Origin of the sequence: Mucilaginibacter calamicampi, assembly GCF_042676765.1 — a bacterium.
Lineage (GTDB): Bacteria > Bacteroidota > Bacteroidia > Sphingobacteriales > Sphingobacteriaceae > Mucilaginibacter > Mucilaginibacter calamicampi.
Genome location: NZ_JBHTHU010000001.1, coordinates 442,031 through 466,867 on the forward strand (window position 1 = coordinate 442,031; position 24,837 = coordinate 466,867).

Below are 24,837 nucleotides of genomic sequence, written 5' to 3' on the forward strand. Positions count from 1 at the left end.
GCTCTAAAAAACAGAGTTGAAGAGATATTCAAAACATCCCCCAAAAAGTGCCTTTACTATACGGTATCAACAAATGTTTTTTCAACTTTATTAAACACCACCATGCCTAACAGTAATATTATAGTCGTTACAAAACTGCTATAGGCCAACAGTTCCCAACTAAACGTTCCTTTACTAAAAAAACCATACCTGATGGTTTCAATAACAGATGTAATGGGATTGAATTTTATTATCCAGCTATATGCAGGGTATTTATGTAATACTGTTGATAGGGGGTATATTACCGTTGTGGTGTACATAAGCAGCGGCACACCGAAGGAAACTACAAAGGCAAGGTCGCGGTATTTGGTTGTAACTGCTGATATAAGCATGCCCATGCCCAGCCCAAGGGCGGCAACAAGCAGTATTAGTACAGGTAGCAATAACAGGTAAGCGTTAGGTGCAAAACCACTGCCTGTTATTGCATAGCCGGCCAACATAATAATAAAAAGCATAAACTGCACGCCAAAGCGTATCAGGTTTGATGCTACTATACTTAAAGGCATTATAAGCCGCGGAAAGTAAACCTTACCGAGCATAGCGGCATTATCTTTAAATACAGTTGATGTTTTTGTTATACAGTCGGCAAAGTAGTTCCATATAATGGTGCCTGCCAGATAAAAGAGGGGTTTTGGTATCCCATCAACAGGTATACCTGCCAGGGTGCCAAAAACAATGGTATAAATTACAATGGTTGCAATAGGCTGTACAAAGAACCATATGGGCCCTAAAACGGTTTGCTTATAAAATGATACAAAATCCCGCCTTACTAATAGTACAAGCAGATCGCGGTAATGCCACACATCCCTTAACCCAAGGGTCAATACCTTGTTATCGGCGGTAATTTCAATGTCCCAATCCTGCTGCTCGTTATCTATCATTTATAAGTAACTTTTCAAGGTTTGCTATGTAAGTGTCGCTGTTAAAATAGCTTATGCACTGTTGTTGTAAACTTGCCCGTTCTGTTAACGACGTGCGGTTTTCTAAATGTTTTACTACCGCGAGTTCAAGTTCGTCGGCATTGTCCGGATTTATTGCTGTGCCAAGTTGTCCATGTTTTACAGCATCAAGGCTCCCGTCTGTATTACCACAAATTACCGGCAGTCCACATGCCAAAGCTTCTATAAACACTATTCCGAAGCCTTCTTTTTTACTTGGTAATATAAAAAGATCGGCGATTAAAAAATGATCCGTTAGTTCTTCTTCATTAATAAAGCCCGACAAAATTACCAGCCCTTCGGCGTTGTGTTGCGCAATTAAGTTGTTTATACGCTGTTTTTCTTCCTCGTCATACTGCCCGGCTAAAACGTATTTTATCTCCGGGAATTTAGTTTTTAGTTGAGCAAGCGATCTGATTACCTGGTCGTACCCTTTATATTGCTCGGTGTTAGCCAACCGTGTAAGTGTAAATAGAATATCGTTATTAAGGGTTAACCCATAACGCTCCAGTAACGCGGCAGGCTTATCAAGCTCAGCCGGCAACTTCATAAAAGGGTCTATCGCGTTATTTAGTACTACACACTTAGCCGGGCTTACGTTATGCCATTTTATAACTTCTGTACGCGTAAACTCACTCACACATATAATTTTATCACAACGTCTTAAAAACAGCTTTTTTACAGAACTGACCGGCCGCCATACTTCAATTCCATGCGCAATAAGCATAAGCCTGCATTTAGGGTTAAGCAGCTTTATAACTAAGCCAACCGCCGCCATATTAATATGGCTTAAAATTACAGTATCGCATTGTCTGCCCAGCTTAACAGCTTCGGTAATAAATTTAACCCGGTCTGCTCCGAATCCTTTAAATTTAGATGGAGACAAGTATTTAGGCATTATATGTTCATCACAGTCGTAAACTGACCATAAGTTGAAGTCCTTGTTGTACCTCGCAGCTATATTTTGTAAACAATAGGCCAATGTGCGGGTCATTTTTTGAATGCCACCGGTGGCGCTAAATGTTTGTAAACTAAAAAGGACTATTTTATTTCGCATGTAATTGAGTCAGATAAAGCGCAAACGCCTTTGACCAGTGCGTTTTGTCATTTTTAAAATTCCTGATGAGATTTTTAGCATACCCGCCGGTGTATAGGCTTTCCTCGGTCATCTGGTTATGGTTTCGCATCCACTGTTGTAGCGGGAACGAAAATCCCATTTTCGGTCTGTTCCAAACCGCGTTCGGCAAAATGTTTTCAAAGCTATCTATCAGGAGCTTTTTTGGCTGATGCTTGTTGAACCTCAACGCAGGCGAAATGCTAAATACTGCTGACTGAAAATCTTCATCCAAAAATGGAACCCTCACCTCTAATCCATGGTTCATGCTCATTACGTCAGTATCCCGCAGCAATTGGTTTTGCATGTATATGTTACTTTCAAGCCACGAAGCCAACTCCTTCCCTTGCAGATCTTTTTCCAGCGGGATATTTATATCAAAAAGCGCGTTGTTAACCTCACGCTCATCACAGTCAAGCAATTTAGCTATTTCTGTAGCTGTGAAAATTGCCCGCATGGCTAAATATAACGCCAGTTGATGCGGATTGGCCAGATAGGATATTTTTTTATACCGGTCGCTCAGCAAATAATTGGCACCGTTAAATAAAAATGCCGGCAGCTTTTGCAAGGTTTGAATGGTACTTATTCTCTTAAATGATGGATAACCACCAAAAAGCTCGTCGGCACCCAGACCCGATAGAACAGCCTTTAATCCATCCATTCGCGCATATTTACTTATAAACCACGAGTTAATTCCATCTGTTGTGGGCATATCCATTGCCGCAACAATGTCAGGCATGCAGTTATCAAAATCCTGTTGCTTAATTAAATGCGAAAATTTTTCACCCCCAATTTTATTGGTCACTACTTCCTGAAAAGCATGTTCGTCATAAGCTTTCTCATTAAAGAATATGGAGATAGTTTTTAATTTGTCCTGCAATTGTTCGGCGGCAAGCAGAGTAAGCAAACTAGAATCAACACCTCCGCTTAAAAATACACCAATAGGGGCATCGGCTATTAGCTGGCGTTTTACAGCTGCTCTCAAGCTACCGGAGATTGCATTACGTGCCTGGTTAATATCTTTTATGGCAGCTGCCGCAGGCTTGTTGTAATAGGATTTAATGGTATAGCTTTGCCGGGCGTTGTCCCAACGAAGCATATTACCTTTTGGTAAGCTAAATACGTTTTTTAAGGTGGTATCCGGCTCGGGTACGTGGCCAAATGCCAGGAACCTTATACGCCATGATGGGTTATCTTCTGTTGCTATACCGGCAGCGTTAAGGGCTCTTACTTCTGAAGTAAAACTTAATGTCCCGTTATTTATATGGTAATACAACGGTTTAACCCCCATACTATCACGCACCAGATAGGTTACATTATTTTGTACATCATATAATGCAAAAGCAAAAATTCCGCGTAGTTGGGCAAAACCTGCAACGCCCCAGCGCAAATATGCCTGTATAATAACCTCGGTATCTGTATTAGAGTTAAATACTGCTCCCAAAGCTACAAGTTCTGCTTTCAGCGGCTGGTAATTATATATTTCGCCGTTAAAAGTTATATATGCTTTTTTAGATACGTCGGCCATGGGTTGGTGGCCGTTATTGCTCAGATCAATAATAGAAAGCCTGCGATGCCCAAATACCAAGCCCGTTTCAGTTTCAAATATGCCTTCATCATCAGGGCCGCCATGCTGCAGCGCGTTGCACATGGTTTTCACCAGCTGCCGGTTAATGCCATTATCAACATTTTTATTGATTATTCCTGCTATTCTGCACATGGTTTCGGGCTAAACACAGCTTCGCCCCGTAAGTTACATTTGTGTAATTTAACTTATTAATTATCAGCAAGTTATTTGCTGTTTATTATATGCAAAAACAGCCTTAAAAAGGCTGTTTTTATTTTTTATAATCTATCTATCAGCGCTGCCGCAACATTAACTATTATGGAACAGCCCAGGTTGTCAAGTCGCAACGCCAATTGCTTCTGCGATCGGTATGCTATTATTTCACCCATCAGGCCTTTTAATGCTCCTGCTTTTATGGTCACCTTTTCTCCGGGCTGCAGGTCTTCCTGTGTTATTTCTAACTCAATGGAGCTTGCCAGTAAAAGTTTTAGATCATTGATCTGCCGCTCCGGCATGTTAGCTATTTTGTTTGAAAAATAAATAAACCGAGAGATTCCCTTTGTCATCAGCACCTCTGTTTTTTCCAGTTCATTAATATTTACAAAAAGGTACGATTTTATTAAAGGTTCTTCTACCCATTTTTTTCTATCGCTCCATTGCTTTTGTTGCCGATGCAACGGCAGGTAAGCTTGTAACCCTTTATTGATGAGCGCCTGATATGCCTTCTTTTCTGCACGTGGCAGTGTGCATACCGGATACCACTGGCGTATATCTGAGTTTAATGCCTGAGCCATTTAATTTAACATCACCGGCGTTATTTAAACCAGCGCCATAAGTCCCACCATTTCTTTTTTTCCTCGTCATCAACATAATATCCCTGGTCTGCATATCCGGAGTAATCAGAATAGTAATAGTAGCGGCTGTTGTAGCTTTCGCCGGTAAATTTTGTAGTATAATACCTGGAATGTAAAATATCTTCTTTAAAAGCATTAAGTATTATTACAGTATTATCTAAATGGTACTCGCTCGCTATTTTCTGCGGTATGGTAGCAGAGTAATATTTTGATTTGCCCGAACGGATAACAAAAACGTTAATATCGCTTAATCGTATTAAAGGTATCGCATCAGAAACCAGGCCCACAGGAGCAGTGTCAATCATAACTATATCGTACCTGTTGCGCAGTTCTTCAATCAGCTCAGACATTTTTTTTGTGTGTAGTAGTTCTGATGGATTTGGCGGAACAGGGCCCGAAGATATAAAGTGAAGATTTTCCTGCTCGGTATGTGTAATCACTTCATCCAACGATTTTTGATTGATAAGATAGTTACTTAGCCCCAGCTCGTTGGTTAACCTGAATGTATTGTGCAGTTTTGAACGCCTAAGATCTGCTGCTATGATGATAACTTTTTTGTCAATAAGGGCAAGGGTACTTGATAAATTGACCGCGACGAATGATTTGCCTTCGCCGGCAATTTCTGATGTTACGCAAATAACCTTACTTTGCTTTTCAGCCGCCAAAAAATTAAGATTTGTACGTACAGCCCTCACAGACTCAGCAAAAATGGATTTGGGTTTGTTAAGTGCCAATATTTTTGATCCGGCCTCATCAATTTCATAAGGAAACTTTCTTATCACACCAATTATAGGCACGGTGGTAAGGCTTTCTATAGTTTCTTTATCATATATGTAAGGGTTTAATATTCTTATCAAAATTATAGCGCCTAACCCTAAAAAAAGGCCGTATATAATGGCTTGTCTTTTTACGCCGTTTTCATCGGGCGATACAGCGCCATAATTGGGTTGGGCGGGTTCTAGTATACTGGCCCCCGGTAATATGGCAGAGCGGCTTATCTGGGCTTCTAATTTCTTTTCAGACAAGAAGGAATATACTTTTTCGTTGATCTCAAAATCGCGTTTAAGGCTAACCAGGTTTCGCTCGGCAACCGGCAACTTGCTGATACGGTCATTTGCACCCGAAAGCTGGCTATCTAAATAATCTATGTTTTTTTGAATTCGCTGGCCCGTCGCGTTTATATTTTCGTAGGCAGTATTTTTTACCTGTAATATTTGCTGGTTAATGTTTTGTACCTGCGGCGACGAATTGTTGTATGTTTTTAATAGGATCTGCCGTTGCGTAATCAAATTATTCAGGCTGGTTAATAATGCGCCCAGTAAAGGGTCAATATTGCCTTCAAGGTTAAAGTTAATGGCAACGTTATTTTTTTCAAGCTCTACCTGCTGTTTAAGCTGACTGACAGCCATAAGCTGAATTTTTAGCAAAGAACGTTGTGATTCCAGATCGCCTATTTTACCCAGTTCAATGCCCGAAGCACTGTTTACATCTAATATTTTTGACGTTTGCTTAAAGTTTTGAATTGAACCCTCTGATCCTTTAACACGCCCTCTTAATGTATCCAGCTGGTCGTCAATAAACTGGATCATCTGTGTTGCCGATTCAGTTTTGTGTGCCCTGTCATACTTTAAATATTCTTTCATTATGGCATTCAGTATGTCGGCAGCAAAATCAGGATTTGAGTCTGTCTGTTTTAACCCTATAATACTTGAATTTTTACCTGTTTCGCCGGCGCTGAAACCGCCTTTAACTCTTCCAATAAAACTTTCGGGCGTGTTAAACTTAAAAAGTAAAACAGCGTTTTGATTGATGTCGTTTGTAGCAGCTATAATAAACGTTGTTTTACCTATGGTAATAGGGCTGTAGTAAATACATTTTTGTTGTTTAACCGCGCCGCCTTCGTCGTACGATAGATTAAACGATTTTTTATCTATGGGTTTAAATGTAATAAGCCCTCCGTAGGGGGCGCTGTCTGATTTTATTAAGGTAATGTTTAAAGGCTTATGCGGATACAATTCCCTTGTACGTACACGGCCCTCCACATAAAAGCTTATATGGTAGTCTATGTCTTTTATAGCGCTGAGTATCAAATTACTGCTCTGCAATACAAAAAGCTCGCTTTGAATTCTGGATGCACCTTTGTCGCTACTGTTTATAACGCTAACCAGATCAGATATCTCTGATTTTTTTTCGTCAAACTTCATTGTTGCAGCTGTGGCAAAAGTTTTAGGCGTATACCACAAGTAAATATGAGCTGCAATTAAAAATACCGCAACAGATCCCGCTATCCAATACCACCGGCTGGTGAGTATTTTCAGAATCTTAAAATAATCCAGCTCCTGGTGAGGTAATTTTTGCTGTATACTATTTGTCTCTTCCATTATCGGCGGGCAAGCGTAAATATTATCAATGCAGTGTTAATTAACAGCAGCACAGGCTGTGCAAGAACAGAGAAGTTTTGAACTTTTTGCGTGCGTATTGCAGGTTGGTTTTGCGCAACGTATATAACATCGTTATCTCTTAAAATAGTTCTGGCATCGTACAGTGTTCGTGTTTCTCTGAGGTTAATTGTGGTAACATCCGGATTTTGTTGTTCGCCACGTATTAGCTGTATAGTTTGCTCATTAGCTTTTTCTGTTAAGCCACCCGCTTCGCCCAATACGTCAATCAATTTAGTGTTGTCTTTAGTTAATAGATAATTTCCAGGGTTCTTCACTTCGCCCATTACAGTTACCTTTAAATTAAGCAGCTTAACATCAAAAAGCGCCTCTTTTAAATATTTCTTATTATAAAGATCCTCAATGGTTTTTCGTGCCTCTACGCGTGTAAGGCCTGCCACTTTTATGCGGCCAATGCCCGTTAGGGGTATGGTGCCATCGTCATCCACATCATACGTTTCTCCCAGTTGGCTGGTTGTGCTTGGGCTTCCTGTAGTCCCGTTCCCTGCGGCAAGATCAACCAGGTTTTTGCTTTCCTGCATATTCCTTATCTGCAGAATATCCTGTGGCTTAATGCGGTATCCGCTAACATTGGCACGAATTTTTTGATATATGCTATCAGGAATAACGTTTGAGTGTTCAAAAAGCAATTGATTTTGTTTGTATGAGCACGACGAAAAAAGCAAACCGGTTGCTATAAACACAGATAACGAGAAGCGGATAAGTAACAAAACGTTTTGCTTAATATTTAACATGGTTTAGCGGTAAATCCAAAACTACATAATTGCATTTATAACTAAGCGTATTTTTTTTGAAGTGCAGAATCTAAAAATATCTTTAATAACGGTTACCCGAAACGCTGAAACTACCATACAACGCTGTATAGAATCCGTTTTATCCCAAGATTATGCCAATGTTGAATATATAGTAATTGATGGCCTGTCAACAGATGGTACAGTTAAAATTATAAACCAGTATAAAGAGCAGATAAGTTATTTTGTTTCTGAACCCGATGGCGGAATATATGCAGCTATGAACAAAGGCATTAAAATTGCCACAGGTGATGTAGTTGGAATATTAAACGCCGATGATTGTTTTGCCGATAACAAGGTATTAAGTGAAGTGGCTGAGGCTTTTATAAACAACGAGGTTGACGCGCTATACGGCAATCTGGATTATATAAAGCCAAATGGAGACGTAGTGCGCAGGTGGAAGGCGGGGAGTTATAAAGTTAATTCGTTTAACTGGGGATGGATGCCACCACATCCTACTTTTTATTGTAAACGATTGATTTACAATAATTTAGGATGCTACAATGAAGGATTTGGAACGGCTGCAGATTATGAATTAATGTTAAGATTCATGTATCTGAAAAAGGTAACCGTTTTTTATTTAAACAAGGTGATGGTTATAATGAGTGTGGGTGGAGTAAGTAATGAAACTTTAAGTGCCCGCATACAGGCATGGAAGTTTGATTATAGAGCAATGGGGAAAAATGGGGTATTATTTCCCCGTATGTGTGTAATATTTAAACCATTACGAAAATTAGTTCAATACTTTTAAATGCGAATTAAGAAACCTGTTAAAATGTTAGTAAAATTAATATCAAGCATTTAGCACTTATAAAATTTTCAATGGCCGATCTCCTCCTTAACAATCAAATCCTCTATTCTGTTTTTATTTTCCTATTAGCGATGGGTTTCTCGTGGGCTGTAATACCATCAATATTACATGTGGCAAGAGCGCGCCATTTGTATGATGATATAGGCCATTTCAGAAAACAGCATGACCATGGAATTCCCCGGCTGGGCGGAGTAGCTATTTTTGCAAGCTTTGCCATGGCTGCCCTTATATGTTCTATTATTGATAATAAATTTCCGGTTGGGTATATACTTACTGCCGCAATTGTGCTTTTTGTAATGGGCCTTAAAGACGATCTTTCCGGAGTAAACCCAAGCACTAAGTTGGTTATACAAATAGTAGCGGCTTTAATTTTGGTTATTTGGGGCAATGTAAGGTTAACCAGTATGTACGGGGTTTTAGGTATATATGAGCTTCCGTATACATTTAGCTGTATACTATCCATATTGGTTATAATAATGGTTATTAACGCGTTTAACCTTATTGACGGGATAGATGGGTTAGCAGGAGTAACCGGCATAATAACGCATATTTCATTCGCTACGCTTTTTATTTATACTCATCAGTATCATTTAGCCTTAATTTCTGCTATAATGATAGGGGCAATTGCCGGATTTTTACGGTTTAATTTAAGCCCGGCTAAAATTTTTATGGGCGATACCGGGTCACTTTTTATTGGCCTGATCTCGGTTATTATGGCGATAGAATTTATAGAGGGTAATAAATTTTCTACCGCGGGCTCCCCAATGGTTTATTCAGCTCCGGCGTTAACTGTGGCGATACTGATAGGGCCTATATTTGATACGCTTAGGATTTTCTTTGTAAGAATATTAAGCGGTGTTCCGCCTTTCACAGCTGATCGTAACCACATCCATCACCGTATGTTAAGGTTGGGATATACGCACATGCAAACCACATTTATATTAGCAGCAATTAATATATTGTCTATAGTAATTACGCTTCTGTTTAGCAACCTGGGCAACTATACGCTTATTTTAATGATCTTTCTGATATCAATGTTATTTAACTGGCTGGTAACATTTCTTATCCGCTCAAAAGAACGCGAGCAGGTATCCTTGCGTAATCTGTTTGTTTAATCTCAATGTCTGTTTTTATTGCGGAGGGTTAATGTAACCTTTCTTTTTGGTAATTTTGGGAGCTCACAAATGCCTCAGAATGAAAATAGCTATTAACGGATTTGGCAGAATAGGCCGAATATTTTTACGCAGCATTTTAACAAAGCAAGATATACAGGTTGTAGCCATTAATGACCTTACAGATACCCGCACGCTGGCGCATCTTTTTAAATATGATTCGGTACATGGTGGGTTTAAAGGCGAGGTTAGTTTTGACGATGACTACCTGTATGTTGATGATCAGAAAATAAAGATACTTGCCGAAGCTAATCCCGAATTATTGCCATGGAAAGGTCTTGAGGTGGATCTCGTTATCGAATCTACCGGAAAATTCACTTCAAATGCCGACGCTCAGAAACACATAACAGCGGGTGCCAGGCAGGTTATACTTTCTGCACCATCAACAGACAAAAGCGTTCCTACCGTTGTGTTAGGCGTTAATGACGCTACTATCGATCTGCGTTCTGCCGTTCTCTCCAGCGCTTCTTGTACCACCAATAACGTAGCCGCTATGGTAAAGATATTAGATGATAACTGGGGCATTGTTGACGGCTACATTACCACGGTACACTCCATGACAGGTGATCAAAACCTGCATGATGCCCCACATAAAGATCTGCGCAGGGCAAGAGCGGCTTCGGCCTCTATTATTCCAACCACTACAGGCGCAGCCAAAGCAATAACGTCTATATTTCCTCATCTGGAGGGTAAGCTGGGTGGTGCAGGCATAAGGGTGCCGGTGCTAAACGGATCGCTTACAGACTTTACCTGCCTGCTTAAAAGAAAACCTACAGTAGCGCAGATTAATGAAGCATTTAGAACGGCTGCCGCGGGTAGTTTAAAAGGGATATTAGCCTATACCGAAGACCCAATTGTATCATCAGACATATTGGATAACACACATAGCTGTGTGTTTGATGCACTGCTAACCTCAATAGTTGGCGATCTGATTAAAGTGGTAGGCTGGTATGATAATGAAAGTGGCTACAGCAGCCGCCTGGCGGATCTTGTTGAGAAAATACACCTGCTTGGCTGATGATAAAATTTATAAAAGTAGAAGAAGCGCTGCCGCTGCGCAATACGGTTTTACGTGAAGGAAGACTAAAGCCGGACGAATGCCGGTTTCCGTCGGACAATTTGCCCGGTAATTTTCATCTGGGTTATTTTGATAACGACGAGCTTATATGCATAGCTTCATTTCATCCTCAAAGCTATGGGGAGTACGCCGGGGTGGGTTATCAGCTTCGCGGAATGGCTACAGCCGGCGGTTACCAGGGAAAAGGTGCAGGCAAGCAACTGGTTGAATTTGCAAAAAATTATTTGCGTGGACGTAGCGCCAGCTATATGTGGTGTAACGCGCGACAGGTGGCGGTAGGTTTTTATGAGCGGCTGGGCTTAAAAATAGTTTCGCCACAATTTGATGTTCCAGGTATAGGGCCGCATTATGTGATGTATGTTCCACTTGATCTGAAGGCAACGTAGCGTTAAACAGTCAACGCTCACTAATTTCATTTTGCATTGTGCTATTAAAATTAAAATGCTGATTTTGGCCCCCGCTTAGCTCAAAACAAAAACTTGCATGAAAATAATAGATCAAATAAGCTTTTCAGATAAAAAAGCGCTTATACGCGTAGATTTTAACGTTCCACTTGACGAGAACGGCAATATAACTGACGATAACCGCATAACAGCTGCCCTGCCAACTATAAAAAAAATTCTTAGTGATGGTGGTGCGGTAATTTTAATGTCGCATTTAGGCAGGCCTAAAGCCGGCCCGAACGACAAGGACTCGTTAAAACATATTATCAAACATCTTTCTGATCTGTTGGGTAAACAGGTTGACTTTGCCAACGATTGTATTGGAGAAGAAGCAGTAGCTAAAGCCAAAGCGCTGGCAAATGGTGAGGTTTTATTGTTAGAAAACCTTCGCTTTTATAAGGAGGAGGAAAAAGGCGATGTTGAGTTTGCTAAAAAATTAGCCGCCCTTGGCGATGTTTATGTTAACGACGCTTTCGGCACGGCGCACCGCGCTCACGCATCAACAGCAGTTATCGCGCAGTTTTTTCCAAATGCCAAATACTTTGGCTACTTAATGGGAGCGGAGTTAAGCAATGCAGAAAAAGTGCTTAATAACCCCGACCGGCCGTTTACCGCTATTATGGGCGGATCAAAAGTATCTGATAAAATATTGCTTATAGAGCGCTTATTAGATAAGGTTGATAACCTGATAATTGGTGGCGGTATGGCATACACCTTTGCTAAAGCAAGGGGAGGAAATATTGGTACATCATTAGTTGAGTTGGATAAACTGCAACTGGCGCTTGACCTGGTACAGAAAGCAAAGGATAAAGGCGTTAACCTGCTGTTACCGCTTGATAACATTACTGCCGACGATTTCAGTAACAATGCCAACACCGGAGTTGCCAAAACCGGCCAGATTCCTGATGGTTGGATGGGATTGGATATTGGCCCCGAGACTGTCGCACTTTTCAGCAAAGTAGTTGAAGAATCAAAAACTATATTGTGGAACGGCCCAATGGGTGTGTTTGAAATGGATAACTTCATGGCGGGCACCAAAGCCGTTGCTGACGCAGTTGTAAAAGCTACGGCAGCAGGTGCATTCTCATTAATAGGTGGCGGCGATTCAGCTGCAGCTGTATCTAAATTTGGCCTTACAGCTGATGTTAGTTATGTATCAACAGGCGGCGGCGCGTTGTTAGAATACATGGAAGGTAAAGAGCTACCGGGCGTTAAAGCCATTAACGAGGATTAAGATTTACAAGGCTTAAGGTTTAGCCGTAAGCTTTATGCTTGTGCAATTTTCAAGTAGTATATTTAACTTATAAAAGGGAATATTCATGGAAATTAAACGCGGCGGCTCGCAGCCTTCAACTTATGCTTCGGCAGAATATTTTACAGGCACGGTACGCATTGATCCGCTTTTTGAACCGCCTGCGCCGGCACGTTCGTTTTCGCTTTTGGTTACTTTTGAGCCTGGAGCCCATACGTGCTGGCATACGCATCCGCTTGGCCAAACGTTAATTGTAACGGCAGGTGCAGGCTGGGTGCAAAAGGAAGGGGAGGACAGGCTAAACATTTTTCCCGGCGATGTGGTTTACATCTTCCCGGGCGAAAAGCATTGGCACGGAGCTACTGCAACCACGGCAATGAGCCATATAGCGGTGAACGAAAAACTGGACGGAAAAGCGGTTGAATGGATGGAGCCGGTTAGCGCAGAGCAATATAAGGGCGCATAGGTACAAAGGTTTAACTTTTCCTTATGGGCCCTATGTATTTTTTTGCCATAACCAAGTTTGCAAATTTTATGTGGTGCGAAGTACCGGCAGGACTTGTGTCGTCAAAAAACTCTATCCAAAGATAATTTACCTTCAAAGCCTCATCGGTTCGCCACCTGAAGCCCTTGAATGGGGCACCCGCAGGCGTATTTATCCACGAATCAATGTTCCAGTACCCTTTAGGGAAGTTTGGCCCCCAGTGCCCCACTTCCTTGCCATCCTGCCATACTTTAAGCTCGCCGTTATAGGCTGATACTGGATTATTCATTTTTACCATTGTTTCCACACACATCCATTTATCCCACTTTAACCGCGACTCTTCGGTGGCTGCATTAACCATATCGTTACCGTAACATTGCCCGCGAGCGCCCGGTTTCATATCGCCCCAATACACGTAGGTGTCCATAGCAGACGCGTTAGCAGGCTCGTATGCAACCGATATGCGCTTATCGCCTAAATCGCATATACCTGCTTTTGGACTTGGATACGCGGTTGAAGGGTTGTAACCACCAAACCATACAGATTCGTGGTGAATATAACCTTTTGATGACAAGGGGTATTTAACATAGTAGCGCACGTATACCACACTATCAAAACTTTTTTTAAACTGCTTATAAAGGTGCCCGCCATCATTCACTCTGCCTCTATTGGTAATTTTTAAAGCAGAGGACAAGCTTCCCTCGGGAACGTCGTTTTTATCTGTTGACATGCCTTCGCCGTTTTTAACTTCTGTATATCTCGCGATAATGTTTTTTATACCCCCGTTAAAATCTTCGGCAAAAAGCACATCCGGATCATTGGCAATACCAACATCGTTTAAAAACTTATCAGCAATGGCAGCAGACTTTTGCAGCTTAAGCGGTTTAAAGCTTGCTATGGCGACTATTATCAGTGCGACAGGAATGAGCCGTATATTCATCAACATAAATATACAAGCTTCTATTATAGTTAAGCCGGATATTATTTTTTGTCGATAAACCTAAGTGCAAAATCAGCCGTATAGGCTTTTATCATATTACGCACTTTTCTAAACTCATTCAAAATATCTTCTTCCGTTCCTGCTGCTTTTGCAGGATCCGGAAAGTTGTAATGAAAACGCACTACTTTGCCCGGAAAGTACGGGCAAGCCTCATTCGCATTATCGCATACAGTTATTATTGCATCAAAATCGATAGCTGCATATTCATTAACATTGTTAGAAGTATGTCCGGATATATCGATGTGATCTTCTGCCATTACCTTAATAGCCCGCGGATTTACACCGTGCGTTTCAATACCGGCACTGTAGATCTGCGCCGCATCGCCGGCAAAAAATTGTAAATATCCGTGTGCCATTTGGCTGCGGCAGCTATTACCTGTACACAACACTAAAAATTTATTCATATAAATTGTAAATATTAAACTAATAACCAGATAAGGTTGATAATGCAAAATTTGGCATCCCAGCCAAAAACTAGTTGCAATACTATAACAGACGTGGTTATAATAATTGCCTTTTTATATTTTATAACGGTAGCCAACATTTAGCAACACCCCGAACCTGGCATACAGCAGTCGGCAGCAACCGCGAGATTTTTTTGTGTATTGGCTTTAACCTGAGCAACCGGCACGCAGCACTCCTCGCCCTTATCATTAGTACCACAGCTGCCGCCACGCTCAATGGCTTTGCACTGTACCGTATCTGCGCGAAGATCAACTACCAGGTTATCACCATCTACAATTAAGCCTTGTGGCAGCATCTGCCGGGTATCAAACCCCGAGTTACCAAACTCAATTTTAACTATTCCATTTGGGTTTAACGGGAGGACTTTTTCAACCAGATTAATTATAGACAGCGCTTTACTTATCTGCATGGCTCTTCCTGCTCCGTTATCAGAAGGTTCCCATAGTTGTATTATTATCTCCGTCCACGCGTTCATTACGCCGCCACAGTCTACCGATGTAATTGGAGACTGCTTTATTTCTGTAATGTGATAAGCCGCATTTACCCGCTTTTCTTCGGCATATTGAAATTGCAATGTAAGCGCCGGGTTGGCGTTGAGTAGCTGTTTAAAAGCCTGCCATTTTAATGTTTCCATAAGTTGTTGTTTGTAATGTATTATTGCAATATTGCGATGTATGTATTCAAATTTTTTTAGCAGCAGGTTTTAGGCTCTGTATACGAATCAAAAAAGTTATTCAGATTGTTTTTTAGTAGGGCCCATGCTTTAGGTTCAATGCAATAGCATACACTTGCTCCTTCAATAGTGCCTTGTATTAACCGGGCATTCTTAAGTTCTTTTAAATGCTGTGATATAGTTGCCTGCGCCAAACCTAACTCATCTACCAGGTCGCCGCAAATACAAGCGTTAGCATTTATAATATGCTGCAGTATAGCTATGCGCGCGGGGTGTGCAATAGCCTTTAGCATAACTGCTAATTGATTTTGCTCATCAGAGAATATGTCTGTTTTTGTTATGCCCATAATTACATCGCAATATTACGATATATAATTGTATTAAAAGTTTTTAAAAAAATAATTCTGAAACTCATCTCCAGCGCTATTTTTTTAAGAAAAAGGCTTATTGTTCTGTAACAAAAATTATAGAAAATCATTAAAAACAAGCGTTTTGTCAATGCAATGTCACGGTGTTAAATTGAGGTAAATATGGCGTTATTTTAAAAATTAGGCTGTTTTTGGTCATTTTACTGTCTGTGTTAGTGTGTTTGTTACACAACTTGATTTTTATGTTGTATTTTGTACACTAAGTATATTGATGATATTGTAATTTATACACTATTATTGATGAAAATATTGAAATAAATTGCCCGATATGTGTGTGTATTATTAAATTTTCATAAAAATTCAAATTTATTTGCCAAATCGTTAACACTACTGTACTTTTGTTATGGATTTAAAATTTAAGACTATGAAAAAATTATTTATTACAGCAGCAATCGCTACAATGTTTAGCGTAACTGCGTTTGCAGATGGTGGAAAAAAAGCTAAAGCTGAAGGCGAGAAAAATGTATCATATACTGCACTTAACAAGTTCTCTGCCGAATTTGAAAGTGCTTCAAACGTTGTTTGGACAGTAACTCCAAATACTCAAAAAGTTGATTTCGTGTTTGAAGGTGCTAAATTCACCGCATTTTACGACCTTGACGGCGAATACCTTGGCCGCACCCAGGAAGTTTCTGTATTGCTTTTACCTGAAACTGACCGTAAAGAGCTTACAGCTAAATACGCTGATTATACTGTTAGCCGTGTTATACAGTATGAAAATAAAAGCGCAGAACCATTGGTTTATTTTGTTGACCTGGTAAAAGCAAATAAAGAGATTGTGTTAAAAGCAGTTCCTAATGAAGGCTTGACTTTTTTTCAAGCTATTAAATAAGTCCAGTACAGTTTACCCTTTTTAGTTTTGGATCCGTCCCGGTTTATCGGGACGGATTTTTTTTGTTGCAAAATATTGGGGCAAACAAAAAAGCCTTCCGAAACTTCGGAAGGCTTTTTTGTTGATAACAGGATCAATTAGCGAGGGCCGCCACCGCCGCCACCACCAAAACGGGCAGCTCTTTCGGCTTGTGCTTTTTCATAAGCAGCAAACTGCTCAGGAGTTAAAATGCCTTTTAATTTTGCTGTAGTTGAAGCTGTAATTGGAGCCATTTTTTCTCTCATAGCACCAAAATCACCATTCAAGGCTGTTCTTAAACTATCCTGACTTTTAGATTGAGTCTGGAAAACAGCTAATAATTTTGCAGATTGAGCATCGGTTATGCCGGTAAGTGAAGTTTTTAAACCTTCAACCTGAGCTTCAGGAGTACGGCCCATTCTGCCACCACCGCCACCACCTTGTGCGAAACTAACAGCGCTAATGCCTAATACAAAAGCGCCTACTAATAATACTTTTTTCATTTTCTACGGTTTTTATTGTTTTAGTATAAGATAAAGGTATACGCTAAAGGTTTAATTTTTACTATGTAACTTAAATGTTGCTGTATAAAATTAGATTCTTTATGTAAACGTTTATCGCGCAGCAAATGGCTTAATTCTTATTTTGTTGCAGGTTACTTATTGACCTTTGCATCTGTGCCATCATACTTGTCAGGCTTTCTAAAGTTGGTTCTGCCAGGGGTTCAGGCAGCTGCATAGATATGTAGGCTTTAGCTTTCCACAACTCAAGTACATCCTCGCCGTCTATCTCGTAAGGTTCGTAAACGGGGTTGTCTGATACCAATTTCAGCTTTTTATTGTCTTTAAATTTATTGCCTATCCTTTTATAAACCACGCCTTCAGTTTTTGATATTACCACGTACGTTTGGCCGGCTTTAACATCGCCCCAGTTTTGTACATACTCACCTATTATAGTAGTACCCGATGTGAGCGGGAGCATAGAGTCTCCGCTTATTTCAAAGGCACGGTAGGTACCTTGTTTAAACATAGGTAAATAAAATTTGGGCAGTTTAGCCACATATTCCGGATCGGCATAGCCGTTTAAATAACCCGCACTGGCCTTAACCGGTACCATTTCTATATTTTCGTTATCATCCTTATCAACAGATATGCTAAGGATGCGTAAATTATCAGGATTGCCTTTTGGTTTTGGTGCCCATTTTTCGTTTATTTCGTCATTAATAAAGTCGTCCAGGCTAATATCAAAATATACTGCTATTTTTTTTAGTAAATCATATTTGGGTTCCGCGCGTTCTTCTTCATAAGCGCCCACTAATGATCTTTTTATACCTATCTCATCTGCAAACTGTTGCTGCGTAAGACCTTTTTTCTTCCGGAGGAATTTAATATTTAAAGAAATATTTGCCATAAAATTTGGAATTGCTAAATTAATTAGTAATTTTATGCTCATAAAGTTAGTAATTATTTTTTCATCAGCAAATTTTATTATCAAATGAAGCGCTTTATTTATATCATAACCGACAGAAACCGTAACAACCTGCATGTTGGCCTGTGTTCAGACCTGTTAAAAACCATCCAATTTTATAGCGAGATGCCTACTTTGTTCTTTGATAATTCAAAGCAGTTAAACCGTTTGGTTTATTTTGAAGAGATAAATAACGAAGATATGGCTATGGAGCGCTTTAAAACGGTAAGCACTTATACCCGGCCGCAAAAAGAAAGAATGATAAGACCTGTTAATCCTGATTGGATAGACCTTACAGCAGCGTTGAATTTTGAGAGTGGTGTTAGAAGGCCGCAACAAGTACGGCCTTCAGTTAATATAGGCAGAAGGCTTACTGCTTAATAAATTTAAGCGCTCCCGAGTTCATGCAATATCTTTTGCCGCCGCGAGATTTTGGCCCGTCATCAAAAACATGGCCCAAATGCAGGCCCGTGCTGCGCTCAATTACTTCCTGGCGCTGCATGCCGTAGCTATCGTCTACTATTATTTCTACTTTCTTAGGGTCAACCGGTTTTACAAAACTTGGCCATCCGGTTCCGCTATCAAATTTATCTGCCGACGAAAAAAGCACGTCGCCGGTTGCGGCGCTAACATAAACCCCTTTTTGGTGGTTATCATGGTACGCGTTTTGAAAAGGCGTTTCTGTTCCGCTTTCAACCATTATTTGGTACTGGTTAGGGGTGAGGATTTTTTTCCATTCGGCCGCGGTTTTGGCTGCCGGTCTTTTTGTTTGCTGTCCGTTACTTGTTTGGCAGCTTACTACCGCTATACTGAGCATAATTAATAATGCTCCTGCTATCTTTCTCATATCTATTAAGTATTTATCAAAAATACGCAAAACCTAAGTTATCGGTTTGTCACAAATAAGTAGTTTAAATAGACTTAAATTTAGGTATCAATACAGATGAAATCAAATGTATAAGTCCGTTTTTTTGTTTCAGATCAGTTTTTAATAGTTTGCTTTTGTTGCCGCTTTCGTCTTGCAATTCAATATTCCCACCTTCATCAAACCGCGCTTTGAGCGGAGCGCCTGATATGGTTCTAAAAACCGCAACCCCTTTACCGCGACCAATCTCCTTAGCGATATTTTTCGCCGAAACCTTACCCGGTAGGGCATGATAGGTTATTAGCGCGATCAGATCAAATTTCTTTTTGGATAGCGTTGCAGTGTCCAGTTTATAGGGTGGCGATTGATTAAAGGCGCTATCTGGTGGGAGAAAGACCGTTAGGGGGCCGGGATCATTCATGGTTTGTATCAGGCCGCATGCCTTTATCCATCTGGAAAATATGTCCGCTTGCTTTAATGTGGCAATATTTGCGGCGATATCCTTTTTGGGATCTATAGCGTTCACCCGTTCGTCACCAGCTGAAATGTTGGTTTTGACTGCATTTTGGGCAACAGTTGTATTAATAACAGCACAGAAGGCAAGGGATAGCAATAATATTTTCATCGCTGCTACATTACGCTAATACCGTGCCTTATGAGTTGCAGCTGTAATCGAAAGCAATTAATAGAACATAAAGTCAGATTGCTCTTACTGATTTTATAGTTAGAAAAATAAATTTTGAAAGTGTAAAAGATGTTGTATGTTTGTACTATACATATAGTACAATAGTAGTTTAAAATGATTAATTTCAAATTAGATCCTAAAACAGGCACACCATTTTATCGGCAGATAATTGATCAAATTACATTCGGAATTGCAGCAGGAAACCTTAAAGTGGGCGAACAATTGCCTACCGTGCGAGCGTTAGCTGTGGATTTGAAGGTAAACCTGAATACTGTGGCGAAGGCATATAAAGAATTGGAAATACAGCGGGTTTTAGAAACCCAGCAGGGGACAGGTACATTTATAAGTGAAATAAAAATTCAAATATCTGATTATGAAAGAAGTGCCAAATTGAAAGATATATGTAATGAGTTTTCCTCTATTGCATTTAGCTATGGTTTTTCTACAGACGACATTATTAATCAATTAAAAAAGCAATAAATATGATAACACCTAAAAAAATTACCAAGCTGGGGCTTAATCCCATTGCAGGAATAATAGTTCTTGTATTGATAGGAGGATCTATCGCGATTTACGGTACGGGATATATTAGCGGTTTGATGCTTGCGCTACTCATGATAGTTTCTTTGTTTATTGCCGGTTCAATAAATGTAGCCGATCAATGGGAAAAAGCCATTGTTTTACGAATGGGTAAATACACAGGGCTTCGGGGTCCGGGGATATTTTTTACCATACCTATAATTGATAAAGTAGATAACTATATAGATCAGCGGGTTAGGGTTACCGAATTTAAAGCAGAACAAACACTTACAAAGGATACTGTGCCGGTAAATGTTGACGCGGTAGTGTATTGGACGGTTTGGGATGTTGAAAAAGCCGCGCTTGAAGTGCAGGACTATGAAATGGCAATTGCATACACGGCTCAAACCGGGTTAAGAGATGTAATAGGTAAACATGAATTAGCCGACCTTTTGCAGGAACGCGACAAGGTAACAGATTTACTGCAAAGAATGCTGGACGAGCATACCAACCCATGGGGCATTACCTGTCAAAATGTGGGTATTAAAGATATCGTTATTCCACAGGCATTGGCTGATGCGATGAGTAAGGAAGCCCAGGCAGAAAGAGAGCGTAGGGCCCGGGTAATACTTGGAACGGCTGAGACAGAAATTGCCGAAAAATTCGCGGAGGCCAGCCAGCAATACGTTAACAATCCGGTAGCGTTGCATCTTAGAGGAATGAATATGTTGTTTGAAGGTTTAAAAGAGAAAGGGTCTATGGTAATTGTTCCAAGTTCGGCGTTAGATTCAATGAATCTTGGAGCTATGGGTGGCTTAATTTCATTAGCGCAAGCAAACCAACCTCACAATGAACAGGTTACGGAAACGGAAAACAAAAATAAGCCCGGAAGAAATGTGTAATATATAAAACCTCTCAACTATGCCGGTAAGCTCGCTTTATTACGCGGGCTTACCGGCTATTTAATCGCATGAAATGCTGAAGTTTATCTAATGATTGCTGACAACAGTCGCTATTATTTTTTGAACCCTAAACCAATGTAATATAGCTTTGCTATTTTATGGATAATCAGCCTTACTTATTGATTTTAAATGGTTTTATAGAACTTGTGAACTGTATGGTTTTGGGAATGGTTTGATATTTATCAAGCACCCCTATCGCCGTGCATCCTACTCCGGTAGTTTGGTAGTCGAAATTGAATGTAACCCCATCCGATTTGACCAGATTATAAGTGTACTTTGCCTTTGACAAGTTTTCGGTGCTGTAATTATAGCAATTGAAATTGAATGGTTCGGTTGACGAAAATTCCATTCCTATTCCATCAGCAGTCGTCAGTCGTACGTAGCGGTTGTCGGTGCATAATCCATTATCCTGAGGTATCAAATACGGTACAAACATGGCATCAACTGTCGATTTATAAAGCCCCATCCGATAGCCTGTTTTGCGGTCCGGATAGTTTTCCTGCGGGCCACGTCCAAACCATTCTACATTTTGCAATTGATCATTAAAAACCCATTTAGTTCCGATGCGTGGTAACGATGTAGGCATTTTTCCATTCGGATCAATCGTGTGCTTCAAAGTAATTTCACCGTCGGGTGAGATCGTATAGACCATATCATTATCAAAGCCTGCACTGTTTGAAGTTCCTAAGGGTGCAAGTTGATGAACACTGACAATTACCTTCCCATCCTTATTTTCAACCCTAAATGTTTCCAATTTTGACTTTAGTTTATTCAGACCAACGGAATACCATGCAGTGGCAACCGTCTTTCCATAACCCTCGGCTCTAACTCCCGTAGAGGTCCAGTCGTCCTGTTCGTTCGCGAGCGGGGCACGCCAAACGTTAAGTTGCGCTCCCTGTTTCAGCAGCTCTGTGCCCATATATTTCATGGAGGTCAATTGTCCATCAACTTTACTAAAGGTATAATCAAAGTTTACTCCGGATACGCTCAACTGTTTCTCATTATCTGCCACTTTTAAAGCATTAGTGTTCTGCTGTACCGGCTTTTGATCGGTAGGAACAACCCATGGCAATTCTAATTGATCCCAACATTGTTCAAAACCTTTAGGCGCCCATTCCGTGGCTTCTTTTGAATGAAAGCTAACTGTTGCAAAATAGGTTGCACCGGCTTTTAACTGAGGCTTTGCAATAGGAAGAACAAAGGTCTTTTTCGCTTGCGGTTCAACATCCACTTCTAATTTTCCGGAAGCTATCGTTATTCCGTTTTCCTCCAGATTCCAACGTGCTTCAAGGGCATTGGTATTGGTAAAAAAGTTTCGGTTCTGTACTTCAATTTCCATTTTTTCGGCATTGCTCCACTTTACAGAAATAGGTTGAGCCGATTTTTTTATTTGCCACATTTCAGGTTCCGGAACCCGATCAGGCCAAATACTTCCATAAGTACGTGCGCCGATTCCATAGCTGAAAAAGTCGCCTTTGTTTTGCTCCTGTTCAAAATCAAGCCACAAAGCTGCGCGATTTTTCAAGTCAGCTTTTGAAGTAAATAAATCATTTATCTCAATCGCTTTTGGAAAAATACCAACCTGATCTATAATGGCATCGCACAAATAAACAGAGGTATGCTGCCCCTGTGTCTCGGTGTTTTTGCCCACATTAATCGGAAAAGGGAAATTAGTGATCTTTCCGGTAACCGGAGTTTCAGCTATCTTTTTGCTATCAATATATATTGCTATCGACTTCCCGTTGTAGATACCTGCCACGTGGTGCCATTTTTGTGTCCAGTCTTTGGGTAATTCACCACGTACAACTGTTTTTCTCGAAGTGTAGATATAGAACTCGATGGAGTTATCACCAACTTGCTGCAAACCAAATTGATTGTTTCCTTTAGTAAGCATTGTGCCACCCATTTTCATTAGATCGCGTGGATAGATCCAAAACGAAGCCGTTAGCTCATCGCCCGAGATCTCAATATTTTTGTCCTGGTAAACTTCCACCCACTGATCGTGCCCATTCAGATCAATGCCCTTTCCATCGTGTCCGGCCACCAGTTTAGCGCGGCCCATAATGTGAGTTGCAATATTATTTGGTGAAGAATCTGTCAGTTTGCGAACTGCCTCGCGCAATCCCGGACTCACAAAATCCCAGATCGCGCCGCCCATAATGCGCGGATACTTGTAAATTATATCCCAATATTCGTCTAGTCCGCCACCGCCATTTCCGGCCACCGAAAGGTATTCATCCATAAAGGATGGTCGCGGATCAACACTTTCCGGAACCATCGCCACCTGATTTTTAAGTTCAAACGGGGTTGGGTAACGTGGGCCGATGATCTCCTCGCAAGAATGCGCAAAAGCGTTTCCGCCATACATCCAATATCTTGTTGCATCGTATTTCCGTCCTTCCTCAATCACGGCACAAATATTTTTCCCTTCACCGCTTTCATTTCCGGCGCTCCAAAACAAAATGCTGGCATGATTACGATCGCGAAGTACCATTTTCCGCACACGTTCCCGATACATGGGTTCCCACGCAACATTGTTAGACAAAAATTCAGTGGCATGAGCCTCATCCCCGGTTTCGTCAATTATGTAAAATCCATATTCGTCTGCTAATTCTAAATAGCGTGCTACAGGCGGATAGTGGGATATGCGTACACAATTTATATTGAATTGTTTAAACAGCTCAAAATCCTTCCGAATGGTCGCTTCGTCCATGGTATGCCCCAGAGTAGGGTGCTGCATGTGCGTATTGATGCCGTTCAATTTTATGGCCTTGCCATTAAGGTAGAAAACCTGATTGCGAACTTCGGTTTCTTTAAAACCTATGCGCCCGGTAATTACTTCTTCTGTTTTTCCTTCACCGTTTATTAATTCCATTGTTAAGCGGTAAAGATCAGGCGTTTCGGCGGTCCACTTTTTAGGATTTAATACGTCTGATGAAATATTAACAACTTGCTTATTATTAGCAGTTATTTGAACTGCGTCAGAAGTAAGACTCTTGAATAAAACATTAGCGGAATTAAACAGCGAAGCACGAACCTTATAGTTCTTTTTATCAGTTTTTGATTGGTTATTTACCGTGATCTGCAAATTCAGTTTTGCGTTCTCATAATTTTTATCCAGGTCGGTAGTGGCACTCCAGTCAAAGAGATGAACATCCGATTTTGCGTACAACCAAACATCGTCAAAAATACCTGCCAGTCGCCAATAGTCCTGACTTTCCAGATACACACCGTCTGAGTATTTCATTACGTTTACGGCAATAGTATTTTTTCCTGGTTTCAGGAAAGGGGTAACATCATATTCGGCAGGCTCTTGCGCACCTTCGTTGTAGCCAACTTCCTGTCCGTTGATCCATACAAACGATGCAGAAGCAGTTTTTTCCATGCGTAAGAAAATGCGTTTGCTTTTCCAATTTGCCGGTAAGGTAAATGTTTTTCGGTAAGAACCGGTTGGGTTGTATTCGCGCGGGACGAAGGGAGGATTGGAGCGAAACGCATGTGCAACATTTCTGAAAAAAGGATCGCCAAAACCTTGCATCTCCCAGTTGGATGGAACTGTAATATCAGACCATTTCTGATCATTAAAACCGGTTGCAAAAAAGTTATTGGGTGTACCTTCCGGTGTATTGGCAAAATGGAACTTCCACTTTCCATTCAATGAAAGCACGTTATCTGACTTCGATTTCTGAAGGTTTAATGCATCAGCAACCGATTTGAAGGGAATACTAACCGTATGACCTTCAATCTGGTTGACTTCAAATACCGTTGTATTTTCGATAAAGGAATAAACGTTAGCAAATTTCTGTTGCTGTGCTGACGCTGATAAACTCATCAGGGTAAAGAAGTAAAATAATTTTTTCATTATCGAATCTTTCTAATAATTGGTTTTAAGACATGAGGGTTAGTCTAATTCAAAATTAA

Annotated in this window: 25 protein-coding genes; 10 read left to right on the forward strand and 15 right to left on the reverse strand. The window is 40.6% G+C overall.

Annotated features, from left to right (window positions below):
* Positions 1-56: 56 nt before the first annotated feature.
* The 6 genes from ACFQZS_RS01940 to ACFQZS_RS01965 all read right to left on the reverse strand — a co-directional run bounded on the left by ACFQZS_RS01940 (position 57) and on the right by ACFQZS_RS01965 (position 7,705).
* Complete coding sequence (locus tag ACFQZS_RS01940; RefSeq protein ID WP_377096783.1) at positions 57-920, reverse strand: ABC transporter permease; 864 nt, start codon at positions 918-920, stop codon at positions 57-59.
* The gene (locus ACFQZS_RS01945; RefSeq protein ID WP_377096785.1) at positions 910-1,875 is read right to left on the reverse strand and encodes a glycosyltransferase family 4 protein; all 966 of its coding nucleotides are present in this window, start codon (positions 1,873-1,875) and stop codon (positions 910-912) included. Before ACFQZS_RS01945 ends, ACFQZS_RS01940 begins: the two co-directional genes overlap by 11 nt.
* 148 nt (positions 1,876-2,023) lie before the next feature.
* A complete protein-coding gene (gene asnB / locus ACFQZS_RS01950; protein WP_377096787.1) occupies positions 2,024-3,811 on the reverse strand; it encodes an asparagine synthase (glutamine-hydrolyzing) in 1,788 nt (595 codons plus the stop codon).
* Between the two features lie 125 nt (positions 3,812-3,936).
* The gene (locus tag ACFQZS_RS01955; RefSeq protein ID WP_377096789.1) at positions 3,937-4,452 is read right to left on the reverse strand and encodes a UpxY family transcription antiterminator; all 516 of its coding nucleotides are present in this window, start codon (positions 4,450-4,452) and stop codon (positions 3,937-3,939) included.
* A gap of 20 nt (positions 4,453-4,472) precedes the next feature.
* Entirely contained in the window at positions 4,473-6,893 is a 2,421-nt protein-coding gene (locus ACFQZS_RS01960) for a GumC family protein (RefSeq protein ID WP_377096790.1), read from the reverse strand.
* Complete coding sequence (locus tag ACFQZS_RS01965) at positions 6,893-7,705, reverse strand: polysaccharide biosynthesis/export family protein (RefSeq protein WP_377096792.1); 813 nt, start codon at positions 7,703-7,705, stop codon at positions 6,893-6,895. The genes ACFQZS_RS01960 and ACFQZS_RS01965 overlap by 1 nt, the downstream gene beginning before the upstream one ends.
* 61 nt (positions 7,706-7,766) lie before the next feature.
* Here ACFQZS_RS01965 and ACFQZS_RS01970 point away from each other — a divergent pair, with 61 nt between their 5' ends.
* The 6 genes from ACFQZS_RS01970 to ACFQZS_RS01995 all read left to right on the forward strand — a co-directional run bounded on the left by ACFQZS_RS01970 (position 7,767) and on the right by ACFQZS_RS01995 (position 12,984).
* Positions 7,767-8,513, forward strand: coding sequence for a glycosyltransferase family 2 protein (locus ACFQZS_RS01970; RefSeq protein WP_377096794.1), 747 nt, complete (start codon positions 7,767-7,769; stop codon positions 8,511-8,513).
* Positions 8,514-8,584: 71 nt separating this feature from the next.
* Positions 8,585-9,688, forward strand: coding sequence for an MraY family glycosyltransferase (locus ACFQZS_RS01975; RefSeq protein ID WP_377096796.1), 1,104 nt, complete (start codon positions 8,585-8,587; stop codon positions 9,686-9,688).
* 79 nt (positions 9,689-9,767) lie between these two features.
* On the forward strand, positions 9,768-10,763 hold the full coding sequence (gene gap, locus ACFQZS_RS01980) for a type I glyceraldehyde-3-phosphate dehydrogenase (protein WP_377096798.1): 996 nt from the start codon (positions 9,768-9,770) through the stop codon (positions 10,761-10,763).
* Positions 10,763-11,209, forward strand: coding sequence for a GNAT family N-acetyltransferase (locus ACFQZS_RS01985; protein WP_377096800.1), 447 nt, complete (start codon positions 10,763-10,765; stop codon positions 11,207-11,209). The genes gap and ACFQZS_RS01985 overlap by 1 nt, the downstream gene beginning before the upstream one ends.
* A gap of 97 nt (positions 11,210-11,306) precedes the next feature.
* Positions 11,307-12,500 carry a phosphoglycerate kinase gene (locus tag ACFQZS_RS01990; protein ID WP_377096802.1) on the forward strand — a complete coding sequence of 398 codons (1,194 nt, stop codon included), beginning with the start codon at positions 11,307-11,309 and terminating at the stop codon, positions 12,498-12,500.
* A gap of 85 nt (positions 12,501-12,585) precedes the next feature.
* Complete coding sequence (locus tag ACFQZS_RS01995) at positions 12,586-12,984, forward strand: (R)-mandelonitrile lyase (RefSeq protein WP_377096804.1); 399 nt, start codon at positions 12,586-12,588, stop codon at positions 12,982-12,984.
* 10 nt (positions 12,985-12,994) lie between these two features.
* On the opposite strand, the gene ACFQZS_RS02000 is transcribed toward ACFQZS_RS01995, so the two are convergent.
* The 4 genes from ACFQZS_RS02000 to ACFQZS_RS02015 form a co-directional block, all read right to left on the reverse strand.
* Complete coding sequence (locus ACFQZS_RS02000) at positions 12,995-13,948, reverse strand: hypothetical protein (protein WP_377096806.1); 954 nt, start codon at positions 13,946-13,948, stop codon at positions 12,995-12,997.
* Between the two features lie 35 nt (positions 13,949-13,983).
* Positions 13,984-14,406, reverse strand: a complete 423-nt coding sequence (locus tag ACFQZS_RS02005; protein WP_377096807.1) for an arsenate reductase ArsC — start codon at positions 14,404-14,406, stop codon at positions 13,984-13,986.
* A 140-nt stretch (positions 14,407-14,546) separates the two neighbouring features.
* Positions 14,547-15,101 carry a DUF6428 family protein gene (locus tag ACFQZS_RS02010; protein ID WP_377096809.1) on the reverse strand — a complete coding sequence of 185 codons (555 nt, stop codon included), beginning with the start codon at positions 15,099-15,101 and terminating at the stop codon, positions 14,547-14,549.
* Between the two features lie 56 nt (positions 15,102-15,157).
* The gene (locus ACFQZS_RS02015) at positions 15,158-15,487 is read right to left on the reverse strand and encodes an ArsR/SmtB family transcription factor (RefSeq protein WP_377096811.1); all 330 of its coding nucleotides are present in this window, start codon (positions 15,485-15,487) and stop codon (positions 15,158-15,160) included.
* A 445-nt stretch (positions 15,488-15,932) separates the two neighbouring features.
* On the opposite strand from ACFQZS_RS02015, the gene ACFQZS_RS02020 reads away from it, so the two are divergent.
* Complete coding sequence (locus tag ACFQZS_RS02020) at positions 15,933-16,400, forward strand: hypothetical protein (RefSeq protein ID WP_377096813.1); 468 nt, start codon at positions 15,933-15,935, stop codon at positions 16,398-16,400.
* Positions 16,401-16,537: 137 nt separating this feature from the next.
* On the opposite strand, the gene ACFQZS_RS02025 is transcribed toward ACFQZS_RS02020, so the two are convergent.
* Positions 16,538-16,921 (reverse strand): hypothetical protein, encoded by a 384-nt coding sequence (locus ACFQZS_RS02025; protein ID WP_377096815.1) that lies wholly within the window; start codon positions 16,919-16,921, stop codon positions 16,538-16,540.
* 130 nt (positions 16,922-17,051) lie between these two features.
* Positions 17,052-17,828, reverse strand: coding sequence for an XRE family transcriptional regulator (locus ACFQZS_RS02030; protein WP_377096817.1), 777 nt, complete (start codon positions 17,826-17,828; stop codon positions 17,052-17,054).
* Between the two features lie 84 nt (positions 17,829-17,912).
* Between ACFQZS_RS02030 and ACFQZS_RS02035 the strand changes: the two genes are divergently transcribed.
* Positions 17,913-18,266, forward strand: a complete 354-nt coding sequence (locus ACFQZS_RS02035; protein WP_377096818.1) for a GIY-YIG nuclease family protein — start codon at positions 17,913-17,915, stop codon at positions 18,264-18,266.
* Here ACFQZS_RS02035 and msrB read toward each other — a convergent pair.
* Positions 18,256-18,732 (reverse strand): peptide-methionine (R)-S-oxide reductase MsrB, encoded by a 477-nt coding sequence (gene msrB, locus ACFQZS_RS02040; protein WP_377096820.1) that lies wholly within the window; start codon positions 18,730-18,732, stop codon positions 18,256-18,258. The genes ACFQZS_RS02035 and msrB overlap by 11 nt on opposite strands.
* Before the next feature lie 64 nt (positions 18,733-18,796).
* Positions 18,797-19,375 (reverse strand): fasciclin domain-containing protein, encoded by a 579-nt coding sequence (locus tag ACFQZS_RS02045; protein ID WP_377096822.1) that lies wholly within the window; start codon positions 19,373-19,375, stop codon positions 18,797-18,799.
* A gap of 174 nt (positions 19,376-19,549) precedes the next feature.
* Here ACFQZS_RS02045 and ACFQZS_RS02050 point away from each other — a divergent pair, with 174 nt between their 5' ends.
* Together ACFQZS_RS02050 and ACFQZS_RS02055 are read left to right on the forward strand one after the other, a co-directional pair.
* Positions 19,550-19,915, forward strand: a complete 366-nt coding sequence (locus ACFQZS_RS02050) for a GntR family transcriptional regulator (RefSeq protein WP_377096824.1) — start codon at positions 19,550-19,552, stop codon at positions 19,913-19,915.
* A 2-nt stretch (positions 19,916-19,917) separates the two neighbouring features.
* Positions 19,918-20,856 carry a slipin family protein gene (locus ACFQZS_RS02055; protein WP_377096826.1) on the forward strand — a complete coding sequence of 313 codons (939 nt, stop codon included), beginning with the start codon at positions 19,918-19,920 and terminating at the stop codon, positions 20,854-20,856.
* A 172-nt stretch (positions 20,857-21,028) separates the two neighbouring features.
* On the opposite strand, the gene ACFQZS_RS02060 is transcribed toward ACFQZS_RS02055, so the two are convergent.
* Positions 21,029-24,778, reverse strand: a complete 3,750-nt coding sequence (locus tag ACFQZS_RS02060; RefSeq protein ID WP_377096827.1) for a beta-galactosidase small subunit-related protein — start codon at positions 24,776-24,778, stop codon at positions 21,029-21,031.
* Positions 24,779-24,837: the final 59 nt, after the last annotated feature.

Bases quoted from the DNA above. Each gene is read 5' to 3' on its own strand.
- ACFQZS_RS01940 (WP_377096783.1), bottom strand. From the start codon at position 920: ATGATAGATAACGAGCAGCAGGATTGGGACATTGAAATTACCGCCGAT.
- ACFQZS_RS01945 (WP_377096785.1), bottom strand. From the start codon at position 1,875: ATGCCTAAATACTTGTCTCCATCTAAATTTAAAGGATTCGGAGCAGAC.
- asnB (WP_377096787.1), bottom strand. From the start codon at position 3,811: ATGTGCAGAATAGCAGGAATAATCAATAAAAATGTTGATAATGGCATT.
- ACFQZS_RS01955 (WP_377096789.1), bottom strand. From the start codon at position 4,452: ATGGCTCAGGCATTAAACTCAGATATACGCCAGTGGTATCCGGTATGC.
- ACFQZS_RS01960 (WP_377096790.1), bottom strand. From the start codon at position 6,893: ATGGAAGAGACAAATAGTATACAGCAAAAATTACCTCACCAGGAGCTG.
- ACFQZS_RS01965 (WP_377096792.1), bottom strand. From the start codon at position 7,705: ATGTTAAATATTAAGCAAAACGTTTTGTTACTTATCCGCTTCTCGTTA.
- ACFQZS_RS01975 (WP_377096796.1), top strand. From the start codon at position 8,585: ATGGCCGATCTCCTCCTTAACAATCAAATCCTCTATTCTGTTTTTATT.
- gap (WP_377096798.1), top strand. From the start codon at position 9,768: ATGAAAATAGCTATTAACGGATTTGGCAGAATAGGCCGAATATTTTTA.
- ACFQZS_RS01985 (WP_377096800.1), top strand. From the start codon at position 10,763: ATGATAAAATTTATAAAAGTAGAAGAAGCGCTGCCGCTGCGCAATACG.
- ACFQZS_RS01990 (WP_377096802.1), top strand. From the start codon at position 11,307: ATGAAAATAATAGATCAAATAAGCTTTTCAGATAAAAAAGCGCTTATA.
- ACFQZS_RS01995 (WP_377096804.1), top strand. From the start codon at position 12,586: ATGGAAATTAAACGCGGCGGCTCGCAGCCTTCAACTTATGCTTCGGCA.
- ACFQZS_RS02000 (WP_377096806.1), bottom strand. From the start codon at position 13,948: ATGTTGATGAATATACGGCTCATTCCTGTCGCACTGATAATAGTCGCC.
- ACFQZS_RS02005 (WP_377096807.1), bottom strand. From the start codon at position 14,406: ATGAATAAATTTTTAGTGTTGTGTACAGGTAATAGCTGCCGCAGCCAA.
- ACFQZS_RS02010 (WP_377096809.1), bottom strand. From the start codon at position 15,101: ATGGAAACATTAAAATGGCAGGCTTTTAAACAGCTACTCAACGCCAAC.
- ACFQZS_RS02015 (WP_377096811.1), bottom strand. From the start codon at position 15,487: ATGGGCATAACAAAAACAGACATATTCTCTGATGAGCAAAATCAATTA.
- ACFQZS_RS02020 (WP_377096813.1), top strand. From the start codon at position 15,933: ATGAAAAAATTATTTATTACAGCAGCAATCGCTACAATGTTTAGCGTA.
- ACFQZS_RS02025 (WP_377096815.1), bottom strand. From the start codon at position 16,921: ATGAAAAAAGTATTATTAGTAGGCGCTTTTGTATTAGGCATTAGCGCT.
- ACFQZS_RS02030 (WP_377096817.1), bottom strand. From the start codon at position 17,828: ATGGCAAATATTTCTTTAAATATTAAATTCCTCCGGAAGAAAAAAGGT.
- ACFQZS_RS02035 (WP_377096818.1), top strand. From the start codon at position 17,913: ATGAAGCGCTTTATTTATATCATAACCGACAGAAACCGTAACAACCTG.
- msrB (WP_377096820.1), bottom strand. From the start codon at position 18,732: ATGAGAAAGATAGCAGGAGCATTATTAATTATGCTCAGTATAGCGGTA.
- ACFQZS_RS02045 (WP_377096822.1), bottom strand. From the start codon at position 19,375: ATGAAAATATTATTGCTATCCCTTGCCTTCTGTGCTGTTATTAATACA.
- ACFQZS_RS02050 (WP_377096824.1), top strand. From the start codon at position 19,550: ATGATTAATTTCAAATTAGATCCTAAAACAGGCACACCATTTTATCGG.
- ACFQZS_RS02055 (WP_377096826.1), top strand. From the start codon at position 19,918: ATGATAACACCTAAAAAAATTACCAAGCTGGGGCTTAATCCCATTGCA.
- ACFQZS_RS02060 (WP_377096827.1), bottom strand. From the start codon at position 24,778: ATGAAAAAATTATTTTACTTCTTTACCCTGATGAGTTTATCAGCGTCA.